The organism is Photobacterium kagoshimensis (genome assembly GCF_050337045.1).
GTDB classification, from domain to species: Bacteria; Pseudomonadota; Gammaproteobacteria; order Enterobacterales; family Vibrionaceae; genus Photobacterium; species Photobacterium kagoshimensis.
The window spans coordinates 341,447-363,930 of the sequence record NZ_JAKJSO010000008.1 but is presented as its reverse complement, the minus strand read 5'-3'; the positions used below and the strand labels follow the sequence as shown (position 1 = coordinate 363,930).

Annotated in this window: 21 protein-coding genes and 1 riboswitch; of the genes, 16 read left to right on the top strand and 5 right to left on the bottom strand. The window is 42.4% G+C overall.

Translation table 11 applies throughout. The annotated features are described in order from the left end of the window. Positions 1-457: 457 nt before the first annotated feature. Positions 458-868: an ester cyclase gene (locus tag L4C35_RS02190; RefSeq protein WP_428461342.1), complete on the top strand. Its 411-nt coding sequence runs from the start codon at positions 458-460 to the stop codon at positions 866-868. A 90-nt stretch (positions 869-958) separates the two neighbouring features. Here the strand turns inward: L4C35_RS02190 and L4C35_RS02185 are convergent, their stop codons facing one another. Further along, on the bottom strand, positions 959-2,353 hold the full coding sequence (locus tag L4C35_RS02185; RefSeq protein WP_428461341.1) for an alanine/glycine:cation symporter family protein: 1,395 nt from the start codon (positions 2,351-2,353) through the stop codon (positions 959-961). An 82-nt stretch (positions 2,354-2,435) separates the two neighbouring features. Further along, positions 2,436-2,535, bottom strand: a riboswitch (glycine riboswitch). A gap of 748 nt (positions 2,536-3,283) precedes the next feature. Here L4C35_RS02185 and L4C35_RS02180 point away from each other — a divergent pair. Together L4C35_RS02180 and L4C35_RS02175 are read left to right on the top strand one after the other, a co-directional pair. Then, on the top strand, positions 3,284-3,991 hold the full coding sequence (locus L4C35_RS02180) for a helix-turn-helix domain-containing protein (RefSeq protein WP_428461340.1): 708 nt from the start codon (positions 3,284-3,286) through the stop codon (positions 3,989-3,991). Positions 3,992-4,212: 221 nt separating this feature from the next. Next, positions 4,213-5,358, top strand: a complete 1,146-nt coding sequence (locus L4C35_RS02175; protein WP_428461339.1) for a DnaJ domain-containing protein — start codon at positions 4,213-4,215, stop codon at positions 5,356-5,358. Between the two features lie 7 nt (positions 5,359-5,365). Here L4C35_RS02175 and L4C35_RS02170 read toward each other — a convergent pair whose 3' ends face one another. After that, positions 5,366-8,461: an efflux RND transporter permease subunit gene (locus L4C35_RS02170; RefSeq protein ID WP_428461338.1), complete on the bottom strand. Its 3,096-nt coding sequence runs from the start codon at positions 8,459-8,461 to the stop codon at positions 5,366-5,368. Positions 8,462-8,464: 3 nt separating this feature from the next. Continuing rightward, entirely contained in the window at positions 8,465-9,628 is a 1,164-nt protein-coding gene (locus L4C35_RS02165) for an efflux RND transporter periplasmic adaptor subunit (protein ID WP_428461337.1), read from the bottom strand. A gap of 126 nt (positions 9,629-9,754) precedes the next feature. Between L4C35_RS02165 and L4C35_RS02160 the strand changes: the two genes are divergently transcribed. The 6 genes from L4C35_RS02160 to L4C35_RS02135 all read left to right on the top strand — a co-directional run bounded on the left by L4C35_RS02160 (position 9,755) and on the right by L4C35_RS02135 (position 13,492). Next, entirely contained in the window at positions 9,755-10,354 is a 600-nt protein-coding gene (locus L4C35_RS02160) for a TetR/AcrR family transcriptional regulator (RefSeq protein ID WP_428461336.1), read from the top strand. 180 nt (positions 10,355-10,534) lie between these two features. Next, a complete protein-coding gene (locus tag L4C35_RS02155) occupies positions 10,535-11,320 on the top strand; it encodes a transporter substrate-binding domain-containing protein (protein WP_428461551.1) in 786 nt (261 codons plus the stop codon). A gap of 76 nt (positions 11,321-11,396) precedes the next feature. After that, a complete protein-coding gene (locus L4C35_RS02150) occupies positions 11,397-12,008 on the top strand; it encodes a beta-phosphoglucomutase family hydrolase (protein WP_428461335.1) in 612 nt (203 codons plus the stop codon). Between the two features lie 95 nt (positions 12,009-12,103). Next, entirely contained in the window at positions 12,104-12,604 is a 501-nt protein-coding gene (locus tag L4C35_RS02145) for a hypothetical protein (protein ID WP_428461334.1), read from the top strand. 109 nt (positions 12,605-12,713) lie between these two features. Continuing rightward, positions 12,714-13,043 carry a hypothetical protein gene (locus L4C35_RS02140; protein WP_428461333.1) on the top strand — a complete coding sequence of 110 codons (330 nt, stop codon included), beginning with the start codon at positions 12,714-12,716 and terminating at the stop codon, positions 13,041-13,043. A gap of 167 nt (positions 13,044-13,210) precedes the next feature. After that, the gene (locus L4C35_RS02135) at positions 13,211-13,492 is read left to right on the top strand and encodes a hypothetical protein (RefSeq protein ID WP_428461332.1); all 282 of its coding nucleotides are present in this window, start codon (positions 13,211-13,213) and stop codon (positions 13,490-13,492) included. Between the two features lie 76 nt (positions 13,493-13,568). Here the strand turns inward: L4C35_RS02135 and L4C35_RS02130 are convergent, their stop codons facing one another. Both L4C35_RS02130 and L4C35_RS02125 read right to left on the bottom strand, forming a co-directional pair. Then, a complete protein-coding gene (locus tag L4C35_RS02130) occupies positions 13,569-14,255 on the bottom strand; it encodes a DUF3334 family protein (RefSeq protein ID WP_428461331.1) in 687 nt (228 codons plus the stop codon). A 44-nt stretch (positions 14,256-14,299) separates the two neighbouring features. Next, a complete protein-coding gene (locus L4C35_RS02125) occupies positions 14,300-14,659 on the bottom strand; it encodes a glutathione S-transferase N-terminal domain-containing protein (protein ID WP_428461330.1) in 360 nt (119 codons plus the stop codon). Positions 14,660-15,138: 479 nt separating this feature from the next. On the opposite strand from L4C35_RS02125, the gene L4C35_RS02120 reads away from it, so the two are divergent. From L4C35_RS02120 to L4C35_RS02090, 7 genes are all read left to right on the top strand, one after another. Continuing rightward, the gene (locus L4C35_RS02120) at positions 15,139-16,059 is read left to right on the top strand and encodes a response regulator (protein ID WP_428461329.1); all 921 of its coding nucleotides are present in this window, start codon (positions 15,139-15,141) and stop codon (positions 16,057-16,059) included. Next, positions 16,056-17,042 carry a sensor domain-containing diguanylate cyclase gene (locus L4C35_RS02115; protein WP_428461328.1) on the top strand — a complete coding sequence of 329 codons (987 nt, stop codon included), beginning with the start codon at positions 16,056-16,058 and terminating at the stop codon, positions 17,040-17,042. The genes L4C35_RS02120 and L4C35_RS02115 overlap by 4 nt, the downstream gene beginning before the upstream one ends. A gap of 155 nt (positions 17,043-17,197) precedes the next feature. After that, positions 17,198-17,536, top strand: a complete 339-nt coding sequence (locus L4C35_RS02110; RefSeq protein WP_428461327.1) for a DUF3802 family protein — start codon at positions 17,198-17,200, stop codon at positions 17,534-17,536. A 181-nt stretch (positions 17,537-17,717) separates the two neighbouring features. After that, a complete protein-coding gene (locus L4C35_RS02105; protein ID WP_428461326.1) occupies positions 17,718-18,440 on the top strand; it encodes a tRNA-uridine aminocarboxypropyltransferase in 723 nt (240 codons plus the stop codon). A 242-nt stretch (positions 18,441-18,682) separates the two neighbouring features. Next, a complete protein-coding gene (gene nagK, locus L4C35_RS02100; RefSeq protein WP_428461325.1) occupies positions 18,683-19,591 on the top strand; it encodes an N-acetylglucosamine kinase in 909 nt (302 codons plus the stop codon). A 129-nt stretch (positions 19,592-19,720) separates the two neighbouring features. Continuing rightward, the gene (locus L4C35_RS02095; RefSeq protein ID WP_428461324.1) at positions 19,721-20,977 is read left to right on the top strand and encodes a DEAD/DEAH box helicase; all 1,257 of its coding nucleotides are present in this window, start codon (positions 19,721-19,723) and stop codon (positions 20,975-20,977) included. Positions 20,978-21,155: 178 nt separating this feature from the next. After that, a complete protein-coding gene (locus L4C35_RS02090; RefSeq protein WP_428461323.1) occupies positions 21,156-22,451 on the top strand; it encodes a GGDEF domain-containing protein in 1,296 nt (431 codons plus the stop codon). The last annotated feature ends 33 nt before the right edge of the window (positions 22,452-22,484 follow it).

Here is a 22,484-nt window from a genome sequence, read left to right as displayed (position 1 = left end):
ACAGAATAAATTAGGTAACCGCAGTGGTGGATCATCCTGAATGATCATTGTTTCATCTTCAATTGTCAGTATTACCGAAAATGGAATAAGTTAGTTAGATTGTTGGCAAGTCTTTTAAGTCTGTTTTGTATATGCCGCAATCAACCTCTTCATAACCTAAACTAGTCGCAATGTATCTGCTGCTTTTTGGCACATATTTAGCCCAAGCAGCAGATGATAGCTTTAATTTACCTCGCAACAAAAAGTCACGATAAAATCTACCCTTGGGAACAATCTAGTTTAGATCGCATGCGTAATGTTGCTTGCAATATCATGCCTGAATCAGCTAATCATTAACGTTAATAACAGAGAAGTTATTAATGATTAAGTGACGAAATTAGGTTACACATTCAATTGGAATTAGCTAATCTCAATGGTAAGGATTGTAATAGTCGGCTAACGCCAAGGAGTAGTGGCGATGAGTAAACAAGCATGGCTTGAGTGTTGGTTTAACCGTATTTTGGCCGCAGGCAACGGTGAGCGGTTAGCCGAATGTGCAGCCGACCCTTTCATTTTTCACCTTCCAGGTGGTCGCGAGCTATCGCTAAGTCACGATCAATATAGTGAGTACCTACAGTTTTGGAATCAACGTTTTCGTGATATGTCTTTTTCAATTGAACAAGTGATAGAAGCCGATGATAAGCTGGTGGCCGCGTATCAATGTTCTGCTCTATATTGTGGTGGTTGGTTGAGAATACCAGCAAAAAATCAAGTCGTCACTATGACCGGAATTATGATTTTCCGAATGGAAGGGGACTTAATGACAGAGTGCTGGCTAGAGGACAGTAGCTTTGATTTGTACCAACAACTGACGCGCTATTTGGAATAGGCAGTTAGGATAAAAATAAACCCAAGCGACGTAGCATGACGTCACTTGGGTTCTTATACTCACAGCGCGTATTGTTCTATGTGAAAAGCATTACGCTGTTTGTTGTTGCTGCGTATTGGCTTCTTGTTTTAGATGTGAGAAGTATAAACGGCTTTCAGAGATAACGACTTCACGCAGTAAAACCAGACCGATAAGGTTCGGGATTGCCATTAGACCATTTACGATATCAGCAATCAGCCAGATCATATCTAGTTTCAAGAAAGCACCTGCCGCCACTAATACAAGAAAGATAAATTTGTAAGGTTTAATGGCTTTTACACCAAATAGGTAAGTAATACAGCGCTCGCCGTAATAGTTCCAACCTAAAATGGTGGTGAAGGCAAAAAACATTAAGCCAACCGAAACCATTAATGGGCCCCAGTAAGACGACTCTAAGCCAGATGCAAAAGCATAGGTTGTCATTGCTGCGCCAGCGTATTCACTTTCCCATGCACCGGTTACAACAAGCGTTAAACCTGTCATGGTACATATAATGATGGTGTCGAAGAATGTCCCTGTCATCGAGGTTAACCCCTGACGCACACAAGAATCGGTTTGGGCTGCTGCCGCCGCCATCGGGGCGCTACCAAGGCCTGATTCGTTAGAGAATACACCGCGTGCAATACCTGATTGAATTGCCAGCATAATGCTCGCACCCACAAAGCCACCTGTTGCTGCATGGCCAGTAAAGGCAGAACTAACGACGAGAGCGATGGCATCGGGTAACGCTGAAGCTTGGCTAGCAAGAACAGTAATACAGGCCAGAATATAAAAGCCAGCCATTACTGGCACAACTTTACTTGCAACGTTAGCAATAGATTTGATGCCACCAAGTGTTACTGTTGCAACCAGTAAAGTGAGTACTACTACCGTATATTCAGGCGGTACTTCAAAGGATAGGTAAGCAGCATCGACAATGGCATTTACTTGCGGGAAAGTACCAATACCAAAACAAGCAACACCTAAAGTAAAAATGGCAAATAACTTCGCTAACCATTTACTGCCGACACCCTTCTCAAGGTAATACATTGGTCCACCAAGCATCTGGCCATTGGCGTCTTGCTCGCGGTATTTAACGGCTAATAAACATTCAGCGTATTTAGTTGCCATTCCAAACAGTGCAGCAAGCCACATCCAAAATAGAGCGCCGGGTCCACCCATTTTAATCGCCGTTGCTACACCAACGATATTACCTGTACCTATGGTTGCAGAAAGGGCAGTACACAGTGCAGCAAAGCTAGATACATCACCTTTACCTGAACTTGGTTTTTTATTGCGTGAAAAAACATAGCTCAAAGCTAAAGGTAAATAACGTATTTGGATAAAACCTAAGCGAAGGGTGAGGTATAAACCTGTACCCACAAGCAAGATAAGGAGCGGGGGACCCCAAATAAGGTTATCAATGGTTTGTAGTAAATTTTGTAGTGTTTCTAAAAGGGGATTCATTTATGCCTTCCTCAATACAACAAAGGAAGAGATACAGAACAACAGAAATGTTTGATGACAGAAATAAATTCTGCCTGCTGATCTTATCTCCTCTGTCCTTTTGCCTGAGAGTTTCACTTGTGAATAATCACAAGTTTGCTCCTTCGGCGTCCGATTTAACGGATCTCTCCAGAGGCTCCTCCAACAACAGTCCATACCAGCACCTTTATCAAGGTGGTTATCTGGTGCCTGAAAGATTTACGTTAGATGTTTGAACAGTCACAAACGGTCAACGCTTACTTCTTCGGCGGGCTCAATACTTGTTATCGAAATAACAAATAGCGTGCCACTCTCCTGCTGCCTTCAACGGAACTCAAATTTTGAGCCGCAATGTTAATAAAAAAAAACTATCTTGTCTGCAAAAAAAGTAACCACTTAGCATAAAAATATTCGGAGCTGATATAAATAGTGTTTCATCCCAAATGAAACTGGTTTAGTAAAAATAGCCACTAAAGAAAGTGTAAATACGATAATTCTGCGATATTAAATTAGGGTTCAGAGTGAAATAATTATATTCAACGGTATCGATCGTCAAAAAAATGGCGATGTTTTTAGAATGAATAATTATTAAAGTAATCCCTAATAGACCCTCTGGTTATTTAAAGCGAAACAAAAGGGGGTAAAAACAAACTAACTCATTGAAGCATCGTTAACTCGGGAGATTTTTGTCTCGAAGGATAAATAGTGAGACAGAGTATGGGACTGGAAATATTGAAAAATTTAGACGTTACTTATTCATAAGTAAGAAAAATTTGTATGTGAAATCATACTAATAAGAATTTACTGTTATTTGTATTCATCGACATGGAGTGTCAGAGGTTTAACAGGGCGATTGGCAATGCCTATCGACTTCGTTAGTTTGTTTTTGCTGACACATTCAAAGGTGGATTTGTGATTTGGGTAAGTTGTTGCCAACAAGATAAGCCGACTGTAGCAAAAGAAAACCTGAAGTTTTCGCATAGTGTGGTTGATGTGTCTCCATATGAATTGCTCTCAACGATGACGGGGCATGAGCTGATATTTCTAGAAGTATTAAGCTCATCTTCGGAAGGTTTTGAATTGCTACGGGCTGTAAAAAATCGTTTTCCTTCAGCAAAAATTGTAGTGGTTTACCATAAAATTGATGCTGACTTAGCGTTAAATGTATTACGAGCAGGAGGAGAGGACGTCGTCGGGGCTGATGCAAGCCGACAACAATTGGATGAGTGTTTTACTCGATTGCACACCCACAGTATTCACACTGACGCAAAAGGCAATTTAGAGAGCCGTGAAATATCGATTCGACCCGCTTTAAAAATTATTGATGAAAATATTAGTGCGCCATTAAGAGAAGAAGATCTCGCAAATGCTTGTCAATATTCTCCCACGTATTTTTCACGCTTGTTCCATAGCATTATGGGTGTGACGTTAAAACAGTACATTATTAAAAAGAGACTCGACCTTGCTTGTGGCTTATTGCGCTCTGATAGAGAAAAGATCGCAACGATAGCGAATTCAACAGGCTTTAAAGATGTATCGTATTTCTCTCGAGTATTTAAAAAACACATAGGTTGTTCGCCAGGAGAGTTTAGAATGCGAAAAACAAACTTAGATACCTAATGTGAATATTCGTCGCGAACTATACTGGATTATCTCACGTACATAGCGGACCCATTACAGGAGAATATATGATTGGGACGCTATACAGAGAAAGATTAAAACAAACTTATTGTCTATGCTTGTGTTTATGTATAATCAGCCTCGCTTTGCACATATGACAAAAAACGATAGTTGTAACGCAAAGTTTATCCATAAGCGAATTTCATTGGCATTACGATTACATGACATCTTTTCACGATATACTTGGCACTACCGCTTCTATGTCTCGCGAAGACATTAAAAAGCGCTACAAAATGCTATCCAACCGCTCTCACCCTGATAAAGGGGGGTCTAAGGCCTTGATGCAGATGGTGCGTCAAGCTTATGAGCAAGTGATGAAAGGCAATGGTGCTAGTGAAGCTATTCGTACCGTAGTCAAGAAAGATAGTCGTGCAGATAAATTGCAGCAGCAGCTTGATACGCTTGAAAAAATTCATGAAGAACTTCGCGCTGTATATGATGATTCACAAGTTAAACTACGTAAAACGGAAGCTGAGCTTAAACACCTTCGTAGCACAAACGCCCAACAATCTTCCGATGACTATGAGTTAACCCAACTCAAGCGTGAGAATGTACGTTTGAAGCGTGATATCACGGATCTGCAAATTGAGCTTCGTACGGCAAAATCAATAAATCCTATCCGACCATTGACCACCGACATTTCGGCAACGACGAAGCCAAATTCATCGTTTCAAGGGGTAGGGACTGTATTCAAGCAAGCTAAAACGGTAGGCGTTAACCATAAACGTAAAGTTTGGGTGGCATTTAGCCTGCCATTGCTGGTTATTACCATGATGCTATTACCAGCGGGTGAACATATTCAAACTATTCTGGCTTTGTTTGATTCACCAACTGTTAAGGTGAACTCACAGCCTATGATAGTGAATACACACCCTGATGATCTCGATAAGCAGAATGATCAGCTTCAAGCATCAATGGTTACTAGTATTCCTGAAAAGCCTAAAGCTTTGCCTTTGATTAAGCTGGTCAGAGAGTATGGAATATGGCACGAAGGGTATTTTGACGAAACTCAGCAGCCTTATATTGCGATACGTAGTGAAGGTGGTTCGTATGTTTTACGTAATTGCCAAGGCGAGTTTCATTATTACATGAATCAAAATTTACGTAGCCGACGTTTACCTGCAAACCTGATATACCAACGCCGTGATCGCCACTTTACTATTTATAGTATGCCTTATGGTAATGGCTCAACGCTGGCCCAGTGGAGCGGTAGTAAGAGCTTGCTGATTAATGATGAGTATTTTCCAAACGAGGGGTTTGAAAGTGCTTATCAGAAGTTATTGAATACCTGTGATTTGGTTTATTAAGACATACCTAAACATTCATAGGTGTAGTCGCCGAGCTAACGTCTAACGGTTTTTTCATTACAGCAACACGAAACATGGCGGGAACAAAGTAAAATGAAACCATAGTCGTGAGCAGGGTGCCGCCTGCTATTGTGATAGCGAACGGAGGCCAGAACCCGCCACCTGCAACAATTAATGGCATAAAGCCTCCTACTGTTGTTATCGTGGTTGATGTTATATGGCGAGTACAACTCATTACAGCGCTCAAAATAGCATCTTGATCGCCTTTCACTGCATTCGGGCAAGACTTTAACTCGGCAAGAATGACAATTGCTGCATTTATTGCCAGTCCTACTAAGCCCAATATCCCAATAATGACAGTAAAGCCGAATGGGTAGTTAAATAGCCAAACAGAGAAGAGCCCTAAGCCAGCCGCTAAAAAGCCGACCGTAAAAATGATCTGGCTGAGTCTAAATGAGTTGAAGGAAAGTACGACAACCATGATCAAAAGCGTAATAACCATCATAAGATTAGACATTAGGTTCCCAACAGACTCATCTCGTTCTGCAGATTCACCACCAAATTCAATACGATAGCCTGAAGGCAGTGTTTGCTGGTAGTCAGCTAAATGTGCTTTAAAGTGATCGAGTGCAGTTTGTGGTAGTACACCCGCACGAAGATACCCTTCTATAACGTTGACACGTTCGCCATTACGGCGAGGAATCGCACCACGACTTGGTGTTAAAGACAATTCAGCAAGCGCAGAAACAGGCAAGCCCGTGGCTTCATTTTGCGATTTTACGGGCAGGCGCAAATTACTAAGATGAGTGATATTCTCACGGCCTGTATCGCTGACACGAACGCGAACAGGTATTGATTCAGTGGCTTCGATGATGGAGCCATTAACACTGCCTGATAAGGAAGCCTGTAGTAGGTTGGCAAAGTCTGCCAGCGTTAACCCACTGAGCTGGCTGGCTTCTTCATTAACGCTCACCCAAACTTTAGGTGTACCTGGCTGTAGCGTTTCACGTGTGTGTGTTACATCTGGCGTTTGCGCCATAATCAGACGAATATCTTCGCCAATGCTTTTTAATCGATCTAAATTAGCACCGAGTACACGCACTTCAATTGGCGCATTAAACGGAGGCCCCTGCTCAAGCTTACGAACCAGAATTTGAGCTTGAGGTAATGCGTTATCTAATTGTTGTTGCAGTTCAGGGATCAGCTTATTTGCGGCGCTAAAGTCTGACATTTTTACCATGGCTTGAGCAAAGTAGGGCGCCCCTCGTTGGCCTGCAACCAAGTTGTAGTAAAACGAGGGGAAGTTAGTGCCAACCAGCCAGTTAACTTGTTCAATCTTGGCATACTCGGCCATGATTTTATCAACCTGTGCCGTAGCATCTGCGGTGGCGTAGATACTGGACTGAGGCGGCATGAAAAGCTGAATTTCAAACATATCACGATCAGATGGTGGGAAGAATTGCTCGGTAAGTTGCGTCGCGCCCCAAAAGCCCGCAAAAGGAATAATGGCTACGAGTAATGCGGTAATTAAAGGGTGTTTAATACTTGAGTTGATAGACCGTTTGAATACATGGCTCAGTTTAGGGAGGTGAATACCAGTATGATACCAAGCTTGTGAATGGTGACTTGCGCGAGGTAGCCAACGAGAAGCAAATCCAGCCACTACGGTATGCGAGATAATGTAAGAACCAATAAGCGAGAAAGAAACAGTCACAGCAATAGCGCCAACAAACTCACCCGCAGGGCCGGGCATCAAGAAGATAGGGGCGAATGCTAATACCGTGGTTAAGGTTGAACCCAATAAAGGGATCCATAAGTGGTGGATGGCATTGATCGCCGATTGTATTTTCTGAACGCCTTGCTGGCGGTAATGTTGAATGGTATCCACCATAACAATGGCGTTATCTACCATGATACCCAGCGCCACAATCAAACCAGTGACTGACATTTGATTAATAGGAAGCCCTGTGAATTTCATCATGGTTAGCGTTAATAGACTGGTTAGCGGTAGTGATAGTGCTACGATGACTGCTGAGCGAAATCCAAGAGTGAGTAGTAAGACAACCAAAATGATCGAAAAGCCTATCAGCAAGCTATTGGTAAGATCGGACAGTCGATTATCGGTATAGCTTTGTTGTTCAAAAATCAGGTTCACTTTGATATTACTTGGCAACTCTTGTTGGTAGGCATCTAAAAAAAGACGTACACGTTGCATCCAATTATCGACTCTAAGCTGCGGTTGCATACGAGCAGCTACGATCACCGCAGGCTGACCATGGAGATAGGCCAGCTGTGTGGGCGGGGTAGCTGCGGTGCGTTCAACGTCTGCAATATCTTCAAGGCGGATAACATGCCCATTGTCGTCAATAGCAACAGGTACACGCTTGACGCGATCAACCGAATTTAAAGCATCGGCCACTTCTAGCGTGAAGCGGTTATGACGGTTTACTAATTCGCCTGCGGAGTTTTTAGCGTCAGCACCTGCTATGGCATTTGATATTGATATTGAAGAGCGCCCCAGTGCACTGGCGGCTGCAGGATCAATACTGACAAGAATTTCTTCATCTGGCATACCATATTCATCAACAAATTCAGTGCCGCTCAAATTACGCAGGCGATTACCTAATTCGGTGGCATAGCGGCGCATGGTCAGCAGATCGGGGTCTGATTTCCCTTGCCAGGTCAGGGCGGTGATAGCAGTGAAGGCATAGGTATGATCGCTATCCAAATCTGGACGAGAAGATCCCTTTGGCAGCCGGGGCTCGGCATCGGATAGCTTATCTCGAGCTCGCGACCAAACGGGTTCGCTGTCTGTAATATTGTCTTTTAGCTCAATGGTGATCACTGAAATACCGGGACGAGAGACAGAGGTTAGGTCTTTTATTTCATCCAACTGGCGTAGCTCGGTTTCTAACTTTTCTGTGACTAAGGCTTCAACTCGTTCAGCTGTTGCACCTGGATAGTGGGTGATAATACTGGCGTGTCGATTCTTGATGATAGGGTCTTCTGCTCGGGGAAGGGTATTAAGGGCCGATAGGCCACTGACGACCAATAAAGCAACAGCTAAGATCAGCAGCCGTGTGTTATTAATGATTGTAAACATAGTTTATGCTCCCTCATTGTTCAGAGGGAGGGGAAACTTTTTTGCTAATGATACCGTTTGACCGGGGACTAAACGATGAAGGCCATCTGCAACAATTTTTTCTCCAGGTTCGATAGCACCCTTGATAAAAGCCTGATCATTGTTGGCGAATAATACCTGTACACTACGACGTTCAACGGTGTAAGACGAATCATCGGGGTTAAGCGCGAATACGTTCCATACTCCTCGAATACCATCGGTAAGTGCTGAAAGTGGTACCCAGTAACCGGCCGCGAGATGTTTATCTTGAAACGCTAAATAGGCCAACTCACCATCAATAACTTGTGCGCTATCAGGCAAAGCAAAGCGAAGTTGAACAGTACGAGAATTTACATCAACCCGTGCACCTGGGTTTAACAGGGTGACAGGGTAACGCAGTTGTCCAACACGTACTGACCATGCATTACTGTGTTCATGATTTTGTTGTTTAAGTTTACTCAGTTGTTTAGCAGGTAAACCTATATGTGCTTCTTGCTGGGTCGTGGCGAGTAACGTTAGGGTAGGAGAGCCCATGCTAACGACATCGCCCTTTGATATATGACGAGCACTAACCGTACCCTTGTAAGGGGCATAAATGGTCGATTTTTGTTGCTGTAATTGATTGGCTGCCAATGATGCATTGAGCTGACGGTAATTTGCACGTAATACGTTGCGTTGGCTATTTAAGGTATCGATTTCAGACTCAGCGCTGAACCCTTTTTTCTTTAATGAGCGTTGTCGCTTTAAGTTTGCTTCCACCAGATCGAGTTGAGCCGTTATTTGTGCCTGCTGTGCTTTTAGTTGATCGGCCTCGGTATTTAATAGCTGTGTATCAAGGATCACCATAGGATCGCCCAGTTTGACCGTGTCACCCACATCGACCAACAATTGCGCGATTTTACCGCTTAATTCAAACCCTAGTTTTGCTTGCTGCCCCGCTTGTATTGTCCCGACGTATTCACGCTGTACTTGATAACTATCCTTAGCCTCTAAGGTAACACTATTAACCTTGATGGTTTGTACCATGTCGGGGGTGTCACCAGACTCAGCTGTTGAGCTATTACATCCTATTAATAGGCTTGATCCGATCAAAAAGCCTATCGCTAGCCCTATCGGTAGAAGTGAAAAACGTTTTGCAGAAAAGGGCATATCGGTTCCTGTGTATCTATCAATAGAACAAGAAAAGTGTATGATTAAAAAATATACGAATTAAACTAGACTGTCTAGTATGATTGTAATGGTAATGATAATAAATTGTTTGTGTGAGGCGATATTGTGACAACACGAAGTGAGCAAAAAAAACAGCAGATTTTGAAGGCCGCAAGTGTATTGTTTTGCGAACAAGGCTATGGGGTGAGTATGGATACGATTGCGCTCAAAGCGGAGGTTTCAAAACAGACCGTGTATGCGCACTTTAAGACCAAAGATGATCTTTTTGATACCTGTATTCGAGCTAAATGTGTTGATAATCAGCTCGATGGCTCTTTGCTTGAGGATCATCGGAGCATTGATATTGTACTGAAAGAGTTTGTGTTTCGTTTTCAGTCTATGCTGCTGAGCGAAGAAGCCTGTCAAACTTACCGAGCGGCGGTTAGCCAGAGTGATACACACCCTCAATTAGCCCAGGTATATTTACAAGCGGGCCCACAAGCAACAACAGACATGTTAGCGCAATACTTACAAGTTCAGCACGATAAACAAGTGATTAGTTTAGCCTTACCGGCTCATGATGCGGCGATGCAGCTATTATTGATGGCACATGGAAAGGTACTTTATTGGGCTTACTTGGGACAAAAAATTGAAGATTCAGAACAGCAAAATAAGGAGTATCTTGAATCTTGTGTCGAGGTGTTTTTGAAAGGGCATAGCCGATAAAACGGCGATGGCAGCATGCCTACGGCCAATGTTAAATGTGATTAATTTGTTATTTATCAGTGTAAAAGACTGCTATGTTTAATGAATGTGTTTACATCATGGCTCTGGTGAGTTTTGGTTAAATACGTTCGCTAACCTTGAGAGGTCGTTATGCAGCTAACGTTGTTCCTGAATCCTTCGGTGAAATTTATTTGTGCGGTATTGTGCGGTATTGTGCTGAGTTTATCGCCTGCAATGGCTGCGAAAAGTCGTCTGCAAGAAATCATTGATCGTGGCGTACTTCGAGTGGGAACGACGGGTGATTGGCACCCTATGACAATGCGTGATCCTGCGACTAATTTCTATAAAGGGTTCGATATAGATATCACTACTGAACTGGCTAAAGATCTAGGTGTGACTGTTGAGTATGTTGCAGCAGATTGGCGAACGCTTGTTAGTGGTGTAGTCACTGATAAATACGACATAACGGGCAGTGCATCATTGAATATGCAGCGCGCTAAAGTCGCAGGCTATAGCAAACCTTACTTCTATCTGGCTTTTGTGCCTGTCGTTCATGTCGATAGCCTTAACCAGTTTCGGCGTTGGCAAGATTTCAATTCTCGCTATGTTAAAGTTGCTGCAACAGCGGGGACGGTGCAAGCGATGATCATGAAAGAACTTTTTCCTGATGCCCAACACCAAATGGTCGTAGCAGGAAGTACCCCGTATAACGAACTGCTCGCTAAACGGGTTACCATGACGCTAACATCAAATATTGAAGCCGCGTCGCTTTCAAGCCGTTATCCAAAGTTAACAGTGGCTAACGTGGCTGGGATGCAAAGGCCTACTCCGATAGCCATGCTAATGCCAAATGATGAACAAGTATGGATTAACTATGTGAACCATTGGGTAACATTAAAACAGACGCAGGGTTTCTTTGATCGTATAGCGAAAAAATGGGGTATTGCCCATCTGGATAAGCGCTAGTAAACGGAACTATTCTCGGATATCGTGAGAGTTAATGATATTAATCAAATAGCACGTATCGAAAGAGGGAATATAGATGGATCTTTCAAAGTATCAAGCGCTGATTTTCGACATGGATGGCACCCTGATAGACTCAATGCCTGCGCATGTTGGTTCATGGCAAAAAACATGTGAAGACTTTGGTATTCCTTTTGATGCGATTTGGTTACATAGCCTTGGTGGCATGCCTACCATCAAAACAGCGCAAGCCATCATAGATAAGTTTGGTCTCGATCAGCAGCCACAACTACTTGCCGAAACAAAATTTCAGCACTACGAATCGCTCAGCCATAAAGGCAATATTATTCCTGTTACGGTCGATATTTTGAAAGCACATCGTAAAGATAAAAAAGTGGCTGTTGGCACTGGTTGTATGCGTCGCCACGCAGATGAGTTATTACATGTCACAGGTCTGATGCCGCTACTTGATGCTGTCGTTACCGCAAGTGATGTGGCTAATCATAAACCTCACCCTGATACTTTCCTTGAAGCAGCAAGACAAGTCGGTGTAGAGCCGAAATACTGTGTCGTATTTGAAGATACCTTACTAGGACAGAGCGCTGCATTGGCAGCTGGAATGGATTGTATTTTAGTGACCGAGGGGGAAATATCGACTTTCACTTCTGCCACTTCTGTTGGTGAGCCATAAAATTTCAGGTATATCCGATCTGAGTGAAATCAAGGGTTCGATATTTGGTCATTAACGATTAGAATCGAACCGTTTAAAACTCGTGATGAAATGCTATGACTCAATCTAAAGAAAACGACCAAAAATACGCTTCTAAAAACAAAATGATGGAAGAGCCTGCTCGCTCTTCACGTAAGCGCGGGAAACAAGAAGAGTTCGGCATGTCTGAAACGCGTTTTTGGATTCGTCGTTTAAGTAAAACAGGGTTACGAGCATTGCATATCACTGGGATAGCGATGGCCAGCGCCGGTATTTTATACCAGGTTGAAAGTTATCAATGGCAAATATGGTGGGTGTTAGCCATGGCGACGGGTGTCTTGATGATGATTTCAGAAATACTAAGTTCCAAGCTATGGCTAATCCAGCTTAAAGGCGTGCTGACTTTTGTAAAGCTGGGCTTGTTAGCATCGTTTGTTATTATTCCTGAAAATAAACCTGCACTCTTTGCAACCATTTTGATTTTATCTGTTTTTATTGCGCACGGCCCTGCTGGGCTACGTCATTATTCAATTTGGCATCGCCGTCGCATCGATGAGAAAAAGCACGTAAAAGGTTAGCGATTAGGTCTTTTTTGCTTTCGCACCTTGTAATTATTCTGCCATCGTCAAACTTAACTACTACACTGAAAATGAACACAATTCTTCACTATCGAAAAGGAGAGTGTCAGTGATACGTTTACTTAGTGTGATTTTCTTTACAGCAGCAATAACGGCATGCAGTCAAACGGTCGATCAACAAGCGGATGATTATGTAGAAGCGAGCTATGCCTTATGCGGTGCGAAAGTGAAAGCATTCTCTAAAAGTGACGATGGTAAAATAAGAGTGATTTGCCAAAACGACAGTTACTTTGTAGTGAAGAATCAAAGTACGTTAGCGTATATGCAAGAGCTAAATGGTGCCTATTGTCATGGCAAAGGCTTTACCGTATTTAGCGAGCGGAAGAATTACTATACCTTCACCTGCTCAGATGATAAGAATTTCAATATACCTAAGTAGCTTTATTATGACTTACTCGCTAAAACCGAAACTGTGTTTCGGTTTTTTTGTAACTAATGAATAAACGACAGAAAAAGGTGTGATTTTACTTGCCAGCTACGTTGTAACGTAATACTGTGGTTATAACCAGTACGCAAAAGATGCACACTGGTTTACAGGAGGCGCTTATGATTCAAGTTAATTTTGAACTAGCAAAGCAAGCCTATGATAAAGTGCTGAAATACCCGTATGGTGGTGACATTGAACAACACGAATATACGGCACTAAGGGTATTTCGCTGGGATCTTGCTCAAGCAGGTATGCCTATTAACCAAGCGATTGATTTACGATTAAAAATCGCAGGTTACCGACCTATAACTACAAAACCATCCCAAGCCCACCGTCCACTACCTAGCTGTATTATTGATCAAATGAGCCGTAGCTGGAAAAACGAGCACGGTTACCGCTAATCTGAAGATATACCCAACATTAAAAAGGGCTTGGCAATAGATGCCAAGCCCTTTTTTACGACACTGAGTATCGGTATTAGATACCTAGTTCATCAAGCAGGTCTTGTTCTGCTTGTGATACTGATGATGTTGATTTAGCTTCGCCTGATGCTGCTTTTTTATTTTGTTCTTCTTCAATCAAGCTATCTGGGTCGACAGCCGCATGCTGTTCAAACTCTTCGATCTGAATGAACTCTGTTTTATCCATTGCTAATTCTAAGTAGAAGATATTGTTTTTCTGAGTCGTAAAACTAACACGACGAGCCTGAGGGCGGTCTAGGTTGGTATCAACCGATAGTAAAATTTGTTTGTTTAGCGCCAACATTTTTGGTTGGTTCTGCATAATAGAAATTTGCAGTTCGCGGCGAATTTTACTGGTGAAATCACCAATGACTTGGTTCATTAGCTCACCGAGTACATTAGATACATCGTCTGATGTATGCAGGATTGCAAGCTCATCAGCAGGAATACCCATTTTCAACATGTATTCTTGGTAAAGCTCAAGTGCAGCATGCTGTGAGAAGTTGGCAACAACAAGGCCTGTAAAACCACCATCAAATAAAACGAAACAACCAATGTCTGGTTTTAAGCTGGTTTTATTAATCTTTTGCACCATTGCAGAGTAATTAACATCTGTATCTGTGGCGGTTGATAATACACCTGAAAATGACTGACAAAGCTTTAATAAAATATCATCGGTCGTGATGGTTTTGGTTTTTTTCATTCTATTTCTCAAACTGTTTAATAATGAATGTGGCAGGTAAAGGTTTATGCAAAGCGTTTTTCAAGATAAGCGATGATGTCGTTTGACTCATACATCCAAGTGATATCGCCGTCTTCTTTTTCAATGCGCAGGCAAGGTACTTTTCTGGCACCACCTTGCTCAATAAGCTCCTGTTCCCATGGTGAAACTTTGGCATCACGTGTTTCTAAAGGCAGGTTCAGGCGTTTTGCAGTGCGACGTACCTTCACACAAAAAGGGCAGGCTTCAAATTGATAGAGTTTTAATTTCTCAACTTGATTATTTACCTCTTGCTGTTTATCGGCTTCGCGCGCTAAACCTTTAGGCGAAAATATTGTATTTAGTACCAAGATAAGACGACCTAAGATCCAGCGAATCACTTTCATTATATATCTACCTGATTGTTATGTTTTTGTGATGGAAGAGTTTATCACAATCATATTTGAAGGTAACAATTTCAAATAAAAACAACATTAGTCGATTATTTATCAGCCATTCCATATTCTGTATTGCATTTTTTGATTGCATGACAAACTAGACAAAACTGGCGCTAGAAGCGGTATTGTGCAGTGTTAATATTGAGTTAAATTTGACGTAAACTTGTCGTCTTTAACGGTACTTTTGGGCTGAAGATATAAAAAATAGCCATAAAAACAATGGTTTCATTTGCCAAAAAAATGTCACCTTTATCTAAAAAGACGATCCGTGTCACTTATTGAATAAATTTACATGCATGAAAATACCTAATATAAAATCGTTTGATTATCATTACTGATCTAAAACGTCCTTTTCAAGGCTGGCTAGAGCTGTGTTACATAACTATAACATTCTAATTTGTGACGACTCACCTTTCGTGCACCGAACAATGGCGCGTTATCTCTGCTCTATCGATAATTTGGTATTGCATTATGCACTGAATGGCAAAGAGGGGCTTGAATGTCTACGCCACCATGACATAGATATTTTGTTTCTCGACTTAACTATGCCTGTCATGGATGGTTATACGTTACTTGAACATTTGCCCGTGAATGAACATAACACCGATGTTGTTATTTTATCAGCCGATGTTCAGCAGCAAGCTATCGCGCGCTGTAAGACTTTGGGTGTTAAGCATTTTATGGCAAAGCCTTTTGAGCCCAATGAACTGTTTGATAATTTAAGTCGCTTTGGAGTGACATCACCAGCCCTGCCGCATGCAGCATCTCCTTGTGTGGAAACAAACTATATTGAAGTTTTTCGAGAGGTCGCAAACGTTGCGCTTGGGCGTGGTGCTGCGATTATTTCTGATCACTTGGGTGAGTTTATTACTATGCCTTTGCCTGTTGTGGCGACAACAGAAGCGAGTAGCTTGGCCATGACGTTAAACGAAATCCGTGATAATGAACACGCGGTAGCTATTTCACAGCGTTTTGTTGGTGGTGGTATTTATGGTGAAGCTTTAGTGCGCTTACACGGCAAAGATATTTCAGTTTTTGGCCAGCGGCTAGGGTTTAGTCAAGTGGATGATCACACAAATGAAATAGTTATCGATATTGCTAATTTAATGGTGTCATCCTTTCTTGGTGCGTTGACAGAGCACATGAATATTCCATTTTCGGTACGTCAACCCATAGTGTTAGAAGAGTACATGCACTGGAGTGACAATACCAAGAACGCTGCAACTGAATATTTTACTATTGAGTATGGCTACCGAGCAGAGTCACTTGATCTAGATTGTGACGTGCTGTTCTTAATGGATAACAGTTCAACTTCGGTTATACAAAAAATAATGGAAACCCTACATTGAACCAGATGAACTTAGCCGATTTTCACTTAACGCTACAAGTGATGGATAATATCGACGCTGGTGTTGTGATCCTTGATCGTGATTACACCGTGATGGCGTGGAATACCTTTATGCAAGCATATAGCGGTATTAATACCGACAGTATCATGGGGCATAATCTTTTTGATGTAGTCGAAGATCTGCCTGTAGCGTGGTTGAAGAATAAAATTGAATCCACATTCAAATTACGCATGCGCTCTTTTACAGGGTGGGAAGATCGCCCGCAGATTTTTAACTTTCAAAATTTCAGCCCCATCTCGGGTGGCTCTAGTTTGATGTATCAGAACATGACATTAACACCACTTAAATCATTAAGTGGTGAATATAGTCATATCTGTATGACGATTACCGATGTGTCTGATATTGCAAAAAACAAAACGCATTTACGTGAGTCTAATGAGCAGCTAACCCATTTGAGTATGACAGATCGCCTGACTCAACTTTATAATCGTGGCCACTGGGAAAGCTGTTTACTTGAAGAGTTTGATCGCTGCCGTCAATTGCAGCAACCTGCGACATTGATTATGTTTGACATCGATCACTTTAAGCGAGTCAATGATACTTATGGTCATGTCGCCGGTGATGGTGTCATTCGAACTGTGGCTAGTTTACTGCGAAGAACTAAACGTCAAAGCGATATTGCAGGCCGATACGGTGGGGAAGAGTTCGGTGTTATTTTACCGAATACAACGGCTGAAATGGGACTGTATTTTACGGAGCGATTGCGTGATCGAGTGCAAAAAGCCGCAGTATCGGTAGATGTTCGCTCTATAAATGTCACCATTAGCTTAGGCGTTAGCGAGTGGAATCCTAGCTTTCGGACGTATGAGACTTGGTTAGAAAATGCGGATAATGCTTTGTATGAATCGAAACAAAACGGACGAAATCAGAGCACAGTATCAAACATGACTATTGCTGAAAGCGAAGCGGTTGTTTCACCTTAATGCCTTAATTCTAGTGGTTATCGCTTAATGGTCGGGCGAATGGGTTAAAATGGCTCCCAAGATTTGATGTGTAGCAACAAGATGATGTAATGGGATTGAAATTATCTCTCTTCTATTTAGAATTGACCCAATTGTAAATAATGTGAAGAACGAATATGGTTGTTGAATCTGAAGGTTACTTGGCACTGATAGAATATTTTACCGAGCACCTGTCGTTATTCGAAAATGTAAACACGGATACTTGTACTGAAACAGTGGAAGATGTTGTGACAGATATGGTCGCGTCTAACCTTATGGTTGTATTTAGCCAGAACCCGGATATTGAGCAAGACTTACGCTTTAAACTGATGCAAGAAGCTGATGCTGTTGTTGATGATCTAAGTGAGGTACTTGCTGGTGCATGGACACGCTGTCCGACCAACGAACAAATTACTTTTCTTGAAGATTACGTAGGTTTGGTGAAGAACCTATTTGATAGCGCGATTAGTCAGTAGTTGTAGCTATGCATTAAGAAAAGTGAGAAGGGTGGATTGATTCCACCTTTTTTATTGCCTGATTTCTGCTATTAGAGCAAGTTGGTAGCAATCATAATGTTTCCCCAATAAATAGTGCTATTGCAACTTAGCTTAACGCCAGTACAATGCTGGCGTTTTTTCGTTTAAGGTTAACTGCAATATGCGCATTCACGCTGTCCATGAACTCTATGAAGAACGCCTTGCGCGTTCGACCCGTCCATTCCGTGCCCGTGGTGCGAAAGTGGAGCGTTGCCGTCACTGTATGTTGCGTCCTCACTTATGTATTTGTAGTCATAAACCTATTATTGAATCGAATGCCGCATTTTTATTGGTTATGTACGATGATGAAGTACTTAAGCCTAGCAACACTGGCCGCTTAATTGCGGATCTATTCCAAGACACATTCGCCTATATTTGGTCTCGCACTGAACCTAACCCTGAGATGCTGGCATTACTGGATGATCCACAATGGCAACCGTACGTGATTTTTCCTGAAGAATACGCGACTCCTGATCGTGTGGTTAGTGATGTTCAACTTGAAACTGGGAAACGCCCGCTATTCATTATGCTTGACGGTAGTTGGGCGGAAGCGAAGAAGATGTTCCGTAAGAGCCCGTACTTGAATAAGTACCCTGTGATGTCGATTAACCCAGAGAAACCGTCGCGTTATACCGTTCGTGTTGCATCGAAAGAAAATCAGCTTGGAACCGCTGAAGTTGCTGCGCGTATTATTGATGTATTTGGTGAGCAAAATAATGCTGAAACCTTAGATCTATGGTTTGATGTATTCCGTGAACACTACATCACAGGCAAGATGAATCGGCAGTTACCAGATGCAAAAGCACTGAATGATTTAAAAACATACCAATCCCGAAGGGTATAACATATATTTCAATATGTTAGCGCATGATTATTGTGCATTTATTCAGCTAAAGTAGCGTGATAATGTGAGATTTTAGGGCTTATCAATCAAAAAATGTAATAACTTGCTGTTTCTTTCAACAAACGCGAGCCGTTACTAGTGAATTGCCACTTAAATTTGGTTTACATCACAGTCTGTAGGTGTAGAAGTGTGGATAATTTTTTTAGTTTGATTTTTTGATTATTTTTTCTTGGGAGAACAGGATGTACTACGGGTTTGATGTAGGTGGGACGAAAATTGAGTTTGGCGCATTTAATGAAAAACTAGAACGCGTCGCGACTGAGCGCGTACCAACCCCAGGGGATGACTACGACAAGTTAGTTGATACCATTGTTGAACTGATCAAAAAAGCAGACCAAGAGTTTGGCTGTGAAGGACTGGTTGGGCTTGGTCTTCCGGGTATGGAAGATGCGCGTGATGGCTCTGTACTTACCTCTAATATTCCTGCTGCGAAAGGTCGTTTCTTACGTAAAGATTTAGAGTCTAAGCTAGGTCGTAGCGTAAACATCGATAATGATGCGAACTGTTTTGCGTTATCAGAAGCGTGGGATGAATCACTACAAGGTGAAAAATCTGTCTTAGGTCTTATTTTAGGTACTGGTTTTGGTGGTGGTTTAGTGTATGACGGCCATGTCTTTTCCGGCATGAACCATGTTGCGGGTGAGCTTGGTCATACCCGTATGCCTATCGATGCGTGGTTCCACCTTGGCGAAAAAGCACCTTTACTGACCTGTGGTTGTGATAACAAAGGTTGCATTGATAATTATCTATCAGGTCGTGGTTTCGAATTGCTTTACGCGCATTACTACGGTGAGAAACTAAAAGCGATTGAGATTATTAAGCACTACGAAGCTGGTGATGAAAAAGCAGTTGAGCACGTAGATCGTTTTCTTGAGCTACTTGCAATTTGTTTAGCGAATCTATTTACAGGGCTAGATCCTCACGTGGTTGTATTAGGTGGCGGTTTATCAAACTTTGAGCTTCTGTACCAAGAATTACCTAAGCGTATTGCTAAGCACTTATTGTCAGTTGCGCGTGTGCCTAAAATCATTAAAGCAAAGCACGGTGATTCAGGTGGTGTACGCGGTGCTGCATTCTTAAATATCGCTTAATCTGCTTGTGAAAGTGCTAAAGAACCGAAGCCTTGGTCAATAGGCTTCGGATATTTCATTTCTACTATTTCTTCTCTTATCTCACGCTGTTACTATGCGCGCTCTTCAACATAGTCACAGGTAAACATAATGTCATTCCACGCTTTGGCGCTTCATCCTCAGTTATTGAAAGCAATCGATGAGCTTGGCTTTCAAACACCAACGCCAGTACAGCAACAAGCCATTCCTCATGTACTTGCAGGAAAAGACATTATGGCTGGGGCACAAACAGGCACAGGTAAAACCGCTGCGTTTGGTCTGCCTTTGTTACATCAAATGTTAGAAAAACCAGCGCCAGTTTCTGCGGCAGGTCGCCCGACGGTACGCGCTCTGGTATTAACGCCAACCCGCGAATTAGCGCAGCAAGTTTTTGATAGCTTAATCACCTATAGCAAGCACACTGAATTAAAAGTGGCGGTTGCTTATGGCGGCACCAGCATGAATGTTCAGGTAAAAGCTTTACAAGCGGGCGTTGATATTCTGGTTGCGACGCCAGGTCGCTTGATTGATCACGCGCACGTGGGCACTGTTGATTTATCTAAGATTGAATACTTTGTGCTTGATGAAGCGGATCGTATGCTGGATATGGGCTTCATTGTTGATATTAAACGCATTATGAAGCGTATTAAAAATGAACGTCAGACACTCTTTTTCTCTGCGACATTCGGTAAGCAAGTGAAAGACCTCGCTTATTCTATTCTTGAAGAGCCGACATTAATTGAAGTGACACCGTCAAACAGTGCCGCTGATACGGTTGAGCAAATTGTTCACCCAGTGGATAAGCACCGTAAGCGTGAATTATTGTCTTACCTTATTGGCTCACGTAATTGGCAGCAAGTATTGGTGTTTACACGCACCAAGCAAGGGTCTGATGAGCTAGCGAAAGAGCTGGGACTTGATGGTATTAAAGCGGCATCAATTAATGGTGACAAAAGCCAAGGTGCACGACAGCGAGCGCTGGAAGAATTCAAAACAGGTAAAGTACGTGCATTGATTGCGACCGATGTTGCCGCCCGTGGTTTGGATATCGAGCAGCTTGGCTATGTCGTGAATTTCGATATGCCATTTAAAGCGGAAGATTACGTTCACCGCATTGGTCGTACTGGTCGTGCTGGGCTGACAGGTCGTGCGGTGTCACTGATGAGTGTTGATGAAGAGCCACTACTGCGTGCGATTGAAGATTTGCTTGATAAACGCTTACCGCAAGAGTGGCTAGAAGGTTATGAACCCGATCCGACTATTCAAGCGCCTGATCATTTACGCCGAGGCCGCTCGTCAGAGAAGCGTCGTGCCAAAGCCAAGTCTAAAATCCACAAGAACCGCGGACGTAATACTTCAAGAAGATAATAAACCGATTGCTCATCTTTTGACTCAAAAAGCCAGATTAAATCTGGCTTTTTTCGAATTTTATCGACTTGGTTACAGATTATTTATTGAAGGAAAATTAGTTCTTGTTGCCTATTATGTGGTTTGTTAATTTAGAATCAGTATTTAACAAGTAGCTAAAAGTATGGTTGCAGCAAGGATGCATCGGTTATCAATTTTACTTTTAATTGTCATTTCTATATCAGCGATGGCCTGGCACTATTTGGGAGGCGCCGATCGCAAGTTGGTGATTTCACCTGCAACTGCTGAATATTCTGCTATTGACGATAAAAGCCAAGGCGGTGCCTCGGTGACTGACATTTCTATCTCCCCTCAGCAAACAACCTTAACCTGCCGGATTGTGAATCAAGCCAAGTGGCCATTTTGTGAAATAGCGATAGATCTTGTTGCTGATGGAGTAGGGATCGATCTCAGCCGCTTCCATTCAATTGGGATTGATGTCGATTATCTTACCCCTGTAGAAAATGAGCGGTTACGTATTTATCTGCGTAATTATGATCCGAGTTACTCGTCACCCGATGATCCAGTCTCTCATAAGTTTAACGCGGTTGAATTTACCCCAAGGGTGAAAGATGGGCTGCAAGTTATTCCGTTACGATCTTTTCAAGTCTTGTCTTGGTGGATTGCTGATTATAGCGTGCCGATAGAAAAATCAGGCCCACAGTTTAACCATGTTACCTCTATTGAAATTGCCACTGGCAGCTATGTTCAAGAGGGCACTTATACGATTCAACTTAACGAACTCGTTTTTTATGGCAAGTGGATTTCAGAAGCGAACCTGATGAAGCTGTTGCTATTATTGTGGGTTGTTTTTGCCATTGTGTATCTAGTATCAGAGCACTTTCAGTTACGTAGCGTCTTGAATGAGATCAGAACTAAATCGTTACGTTTACGCCGTGCAAATCAGCATTTATATCAGCAGGCACAAGAAGTAGAGGCACTAGCTTACACCGATGCTTTGACTGGGGCGAATAACCGTAATGTAATTGAACGCTATTTAGCGGAACTGGTTGAGCATGCTAAAACGAACGTTCAGCCGTTTTCGGTGATCTATATGGACATCGATCATTTTAAAGCGATTAATGATAACTTTGGCCATGAAGCTGGTGACGAAGTACTTCGGTGTTTTGTGGCTTTGATCAAGCAGCGGATCCGACAATCCGATGTCTTAGTTCGTTGGGGCGGGGAGGAATTTGTTTTATTCTGTCCTGCAACTACGCGGGAGGGGGCGGCAGGCTTAGCCGAATTACTGCGTGATATTGTGGCAAATTACCCCTGGCCTAGCGCAATGACGGTAACAGCCAGTTTTGGCGTGGCAGAGTTGGGAAATGAAGATATTGATAGTGTTATAAAATTAGCAGATAAGGCTTTGTATGTGGCAAAGCAAAGTGGTCGCAATTGTGTGGTATGCGAAAACGCGACACTTAGCCAATAGTGAAATGAAGCAATAATTTAGAAAACGCCCATA

What these genes read in the sequence shown, in the direction of transcription:
- L4C35_RS02190 (WP_428461342.1), top strand. Translation starts at nt 458, where the DNA reads ATGAGTAAACAAGCATGGCTTGAGTGTTGGTTTAACCGTATTTTGGCC.
- L4C35_RS02185 (WP_428461341.1), bottom strand. Translation starts at nt 2,353, where the DNA reads ATGAATCCCCTTTTAGAAACACTACAAAATTTACTACAAACCATTGAT.
- L4C35_RS02175 (WP_428461339.1), top strand. Translation starts at nt 4,213, where the DNA reads ATGACATCTTTTCACGATATACTTGGCACTACCGCTTCTATGTCTCGC.
- L4C35_RS02170 (WP_428461338.1), bottom strand. Translation starts at nt 8,461, where the DNA reads ATGTTTACAATCATTAATAACACACGGCTGCTGATCTTAGCTGTTGCT.
- L4C35_RS02165 (WP_428461337.1), bottom strand. Translation starts at nt 9,628, where the DNA reads ATGCCCTTTTCTGCAAAACGTTTTTCACTTCTACCGATAGGGCTAGCG.
- L4C35_RS02150 (WP_428461335.1), top strand. Translation starts at nt 11,397, where the DNA reads ATGGATCTTTCAAAGTATCAAGCGCTGATTTTCGACATGGATGGCACC.
- L4C35_RS02145 (WP_428461334.1), top strand. Translation starts at nt 12,104, where the DNA reads ATGACTCAATCTAAAGAAAACGACCAAAAATACGCTTCTAAAAACAAA.
- L4C35_RS02135 (WP_428461332.1), top strand. Translation starts at nt 13,211, where the DNA reads ATGATTCAAGTTAATTTTGAACTAGCAAAGCAAGCCTATGATAAAGTG.
- L4C35_RS02130 (WP_428461331.1), bottom strand. Translation starts at nt 14,255, where the DNA reads ATGAAAAAAACCAAAACCATCACGACCGATGATATTTTATTAAAGCTT.
- L4C35_RS02125 (WP_428461330.1), bottom strand. Translation starts at nt 14,659, where the DNA reads ATGAAAGTGATTCGCTGGATCTTAGGTCGTCTTATCTTGGTACTAAAT.
- L4C35_RS02120 (WP_428461329.1), top strand. Translation starts at nt 15,139, where the DNA reads ATGGCGCGTTATCTCTGCTCTATCGATAATTTGGTATTGCATTATGCA.
- L4C35_RS02110 (WP_428461327.1), top strand. Translation starts at nt 17,198, where the DNA reads ATGGTTGTTGAATCTGAAGGTTACTTGGCACTGATAGAATATTTTACC.
- L4C35_RS02105 (WP_428461326.1), top strand. Translation starts at nt 17,718, where the DNA reads ATGCGCATTCACGCTGTCCATGAACTCTATGAAGAACGCCTTGCGCGT.
- nagK (WP_428461325.1), top strand. Translation starts at nt 18,683, where the DNA reads ATGTACTACGGGTTTGATGTAGGTGGGACGAAAATTGAGTTTGGCGCA.
- L4C35_RS02095 (WP_428461324.1), top strand. Translation starts at nt 19,721, where the DNA reads ATGTCATTCCACGCTTTGGCGCTTCATCCTCAGTTATTGAAAGCAATC.
- L4C35_RS02090 (WP_428461323.1), top strand. Translation starts at nt 21,156, where the DNA reads ATGCATCGGTTATCAATTTTACTTTTAATTGTCATTTCTATATCAGCG.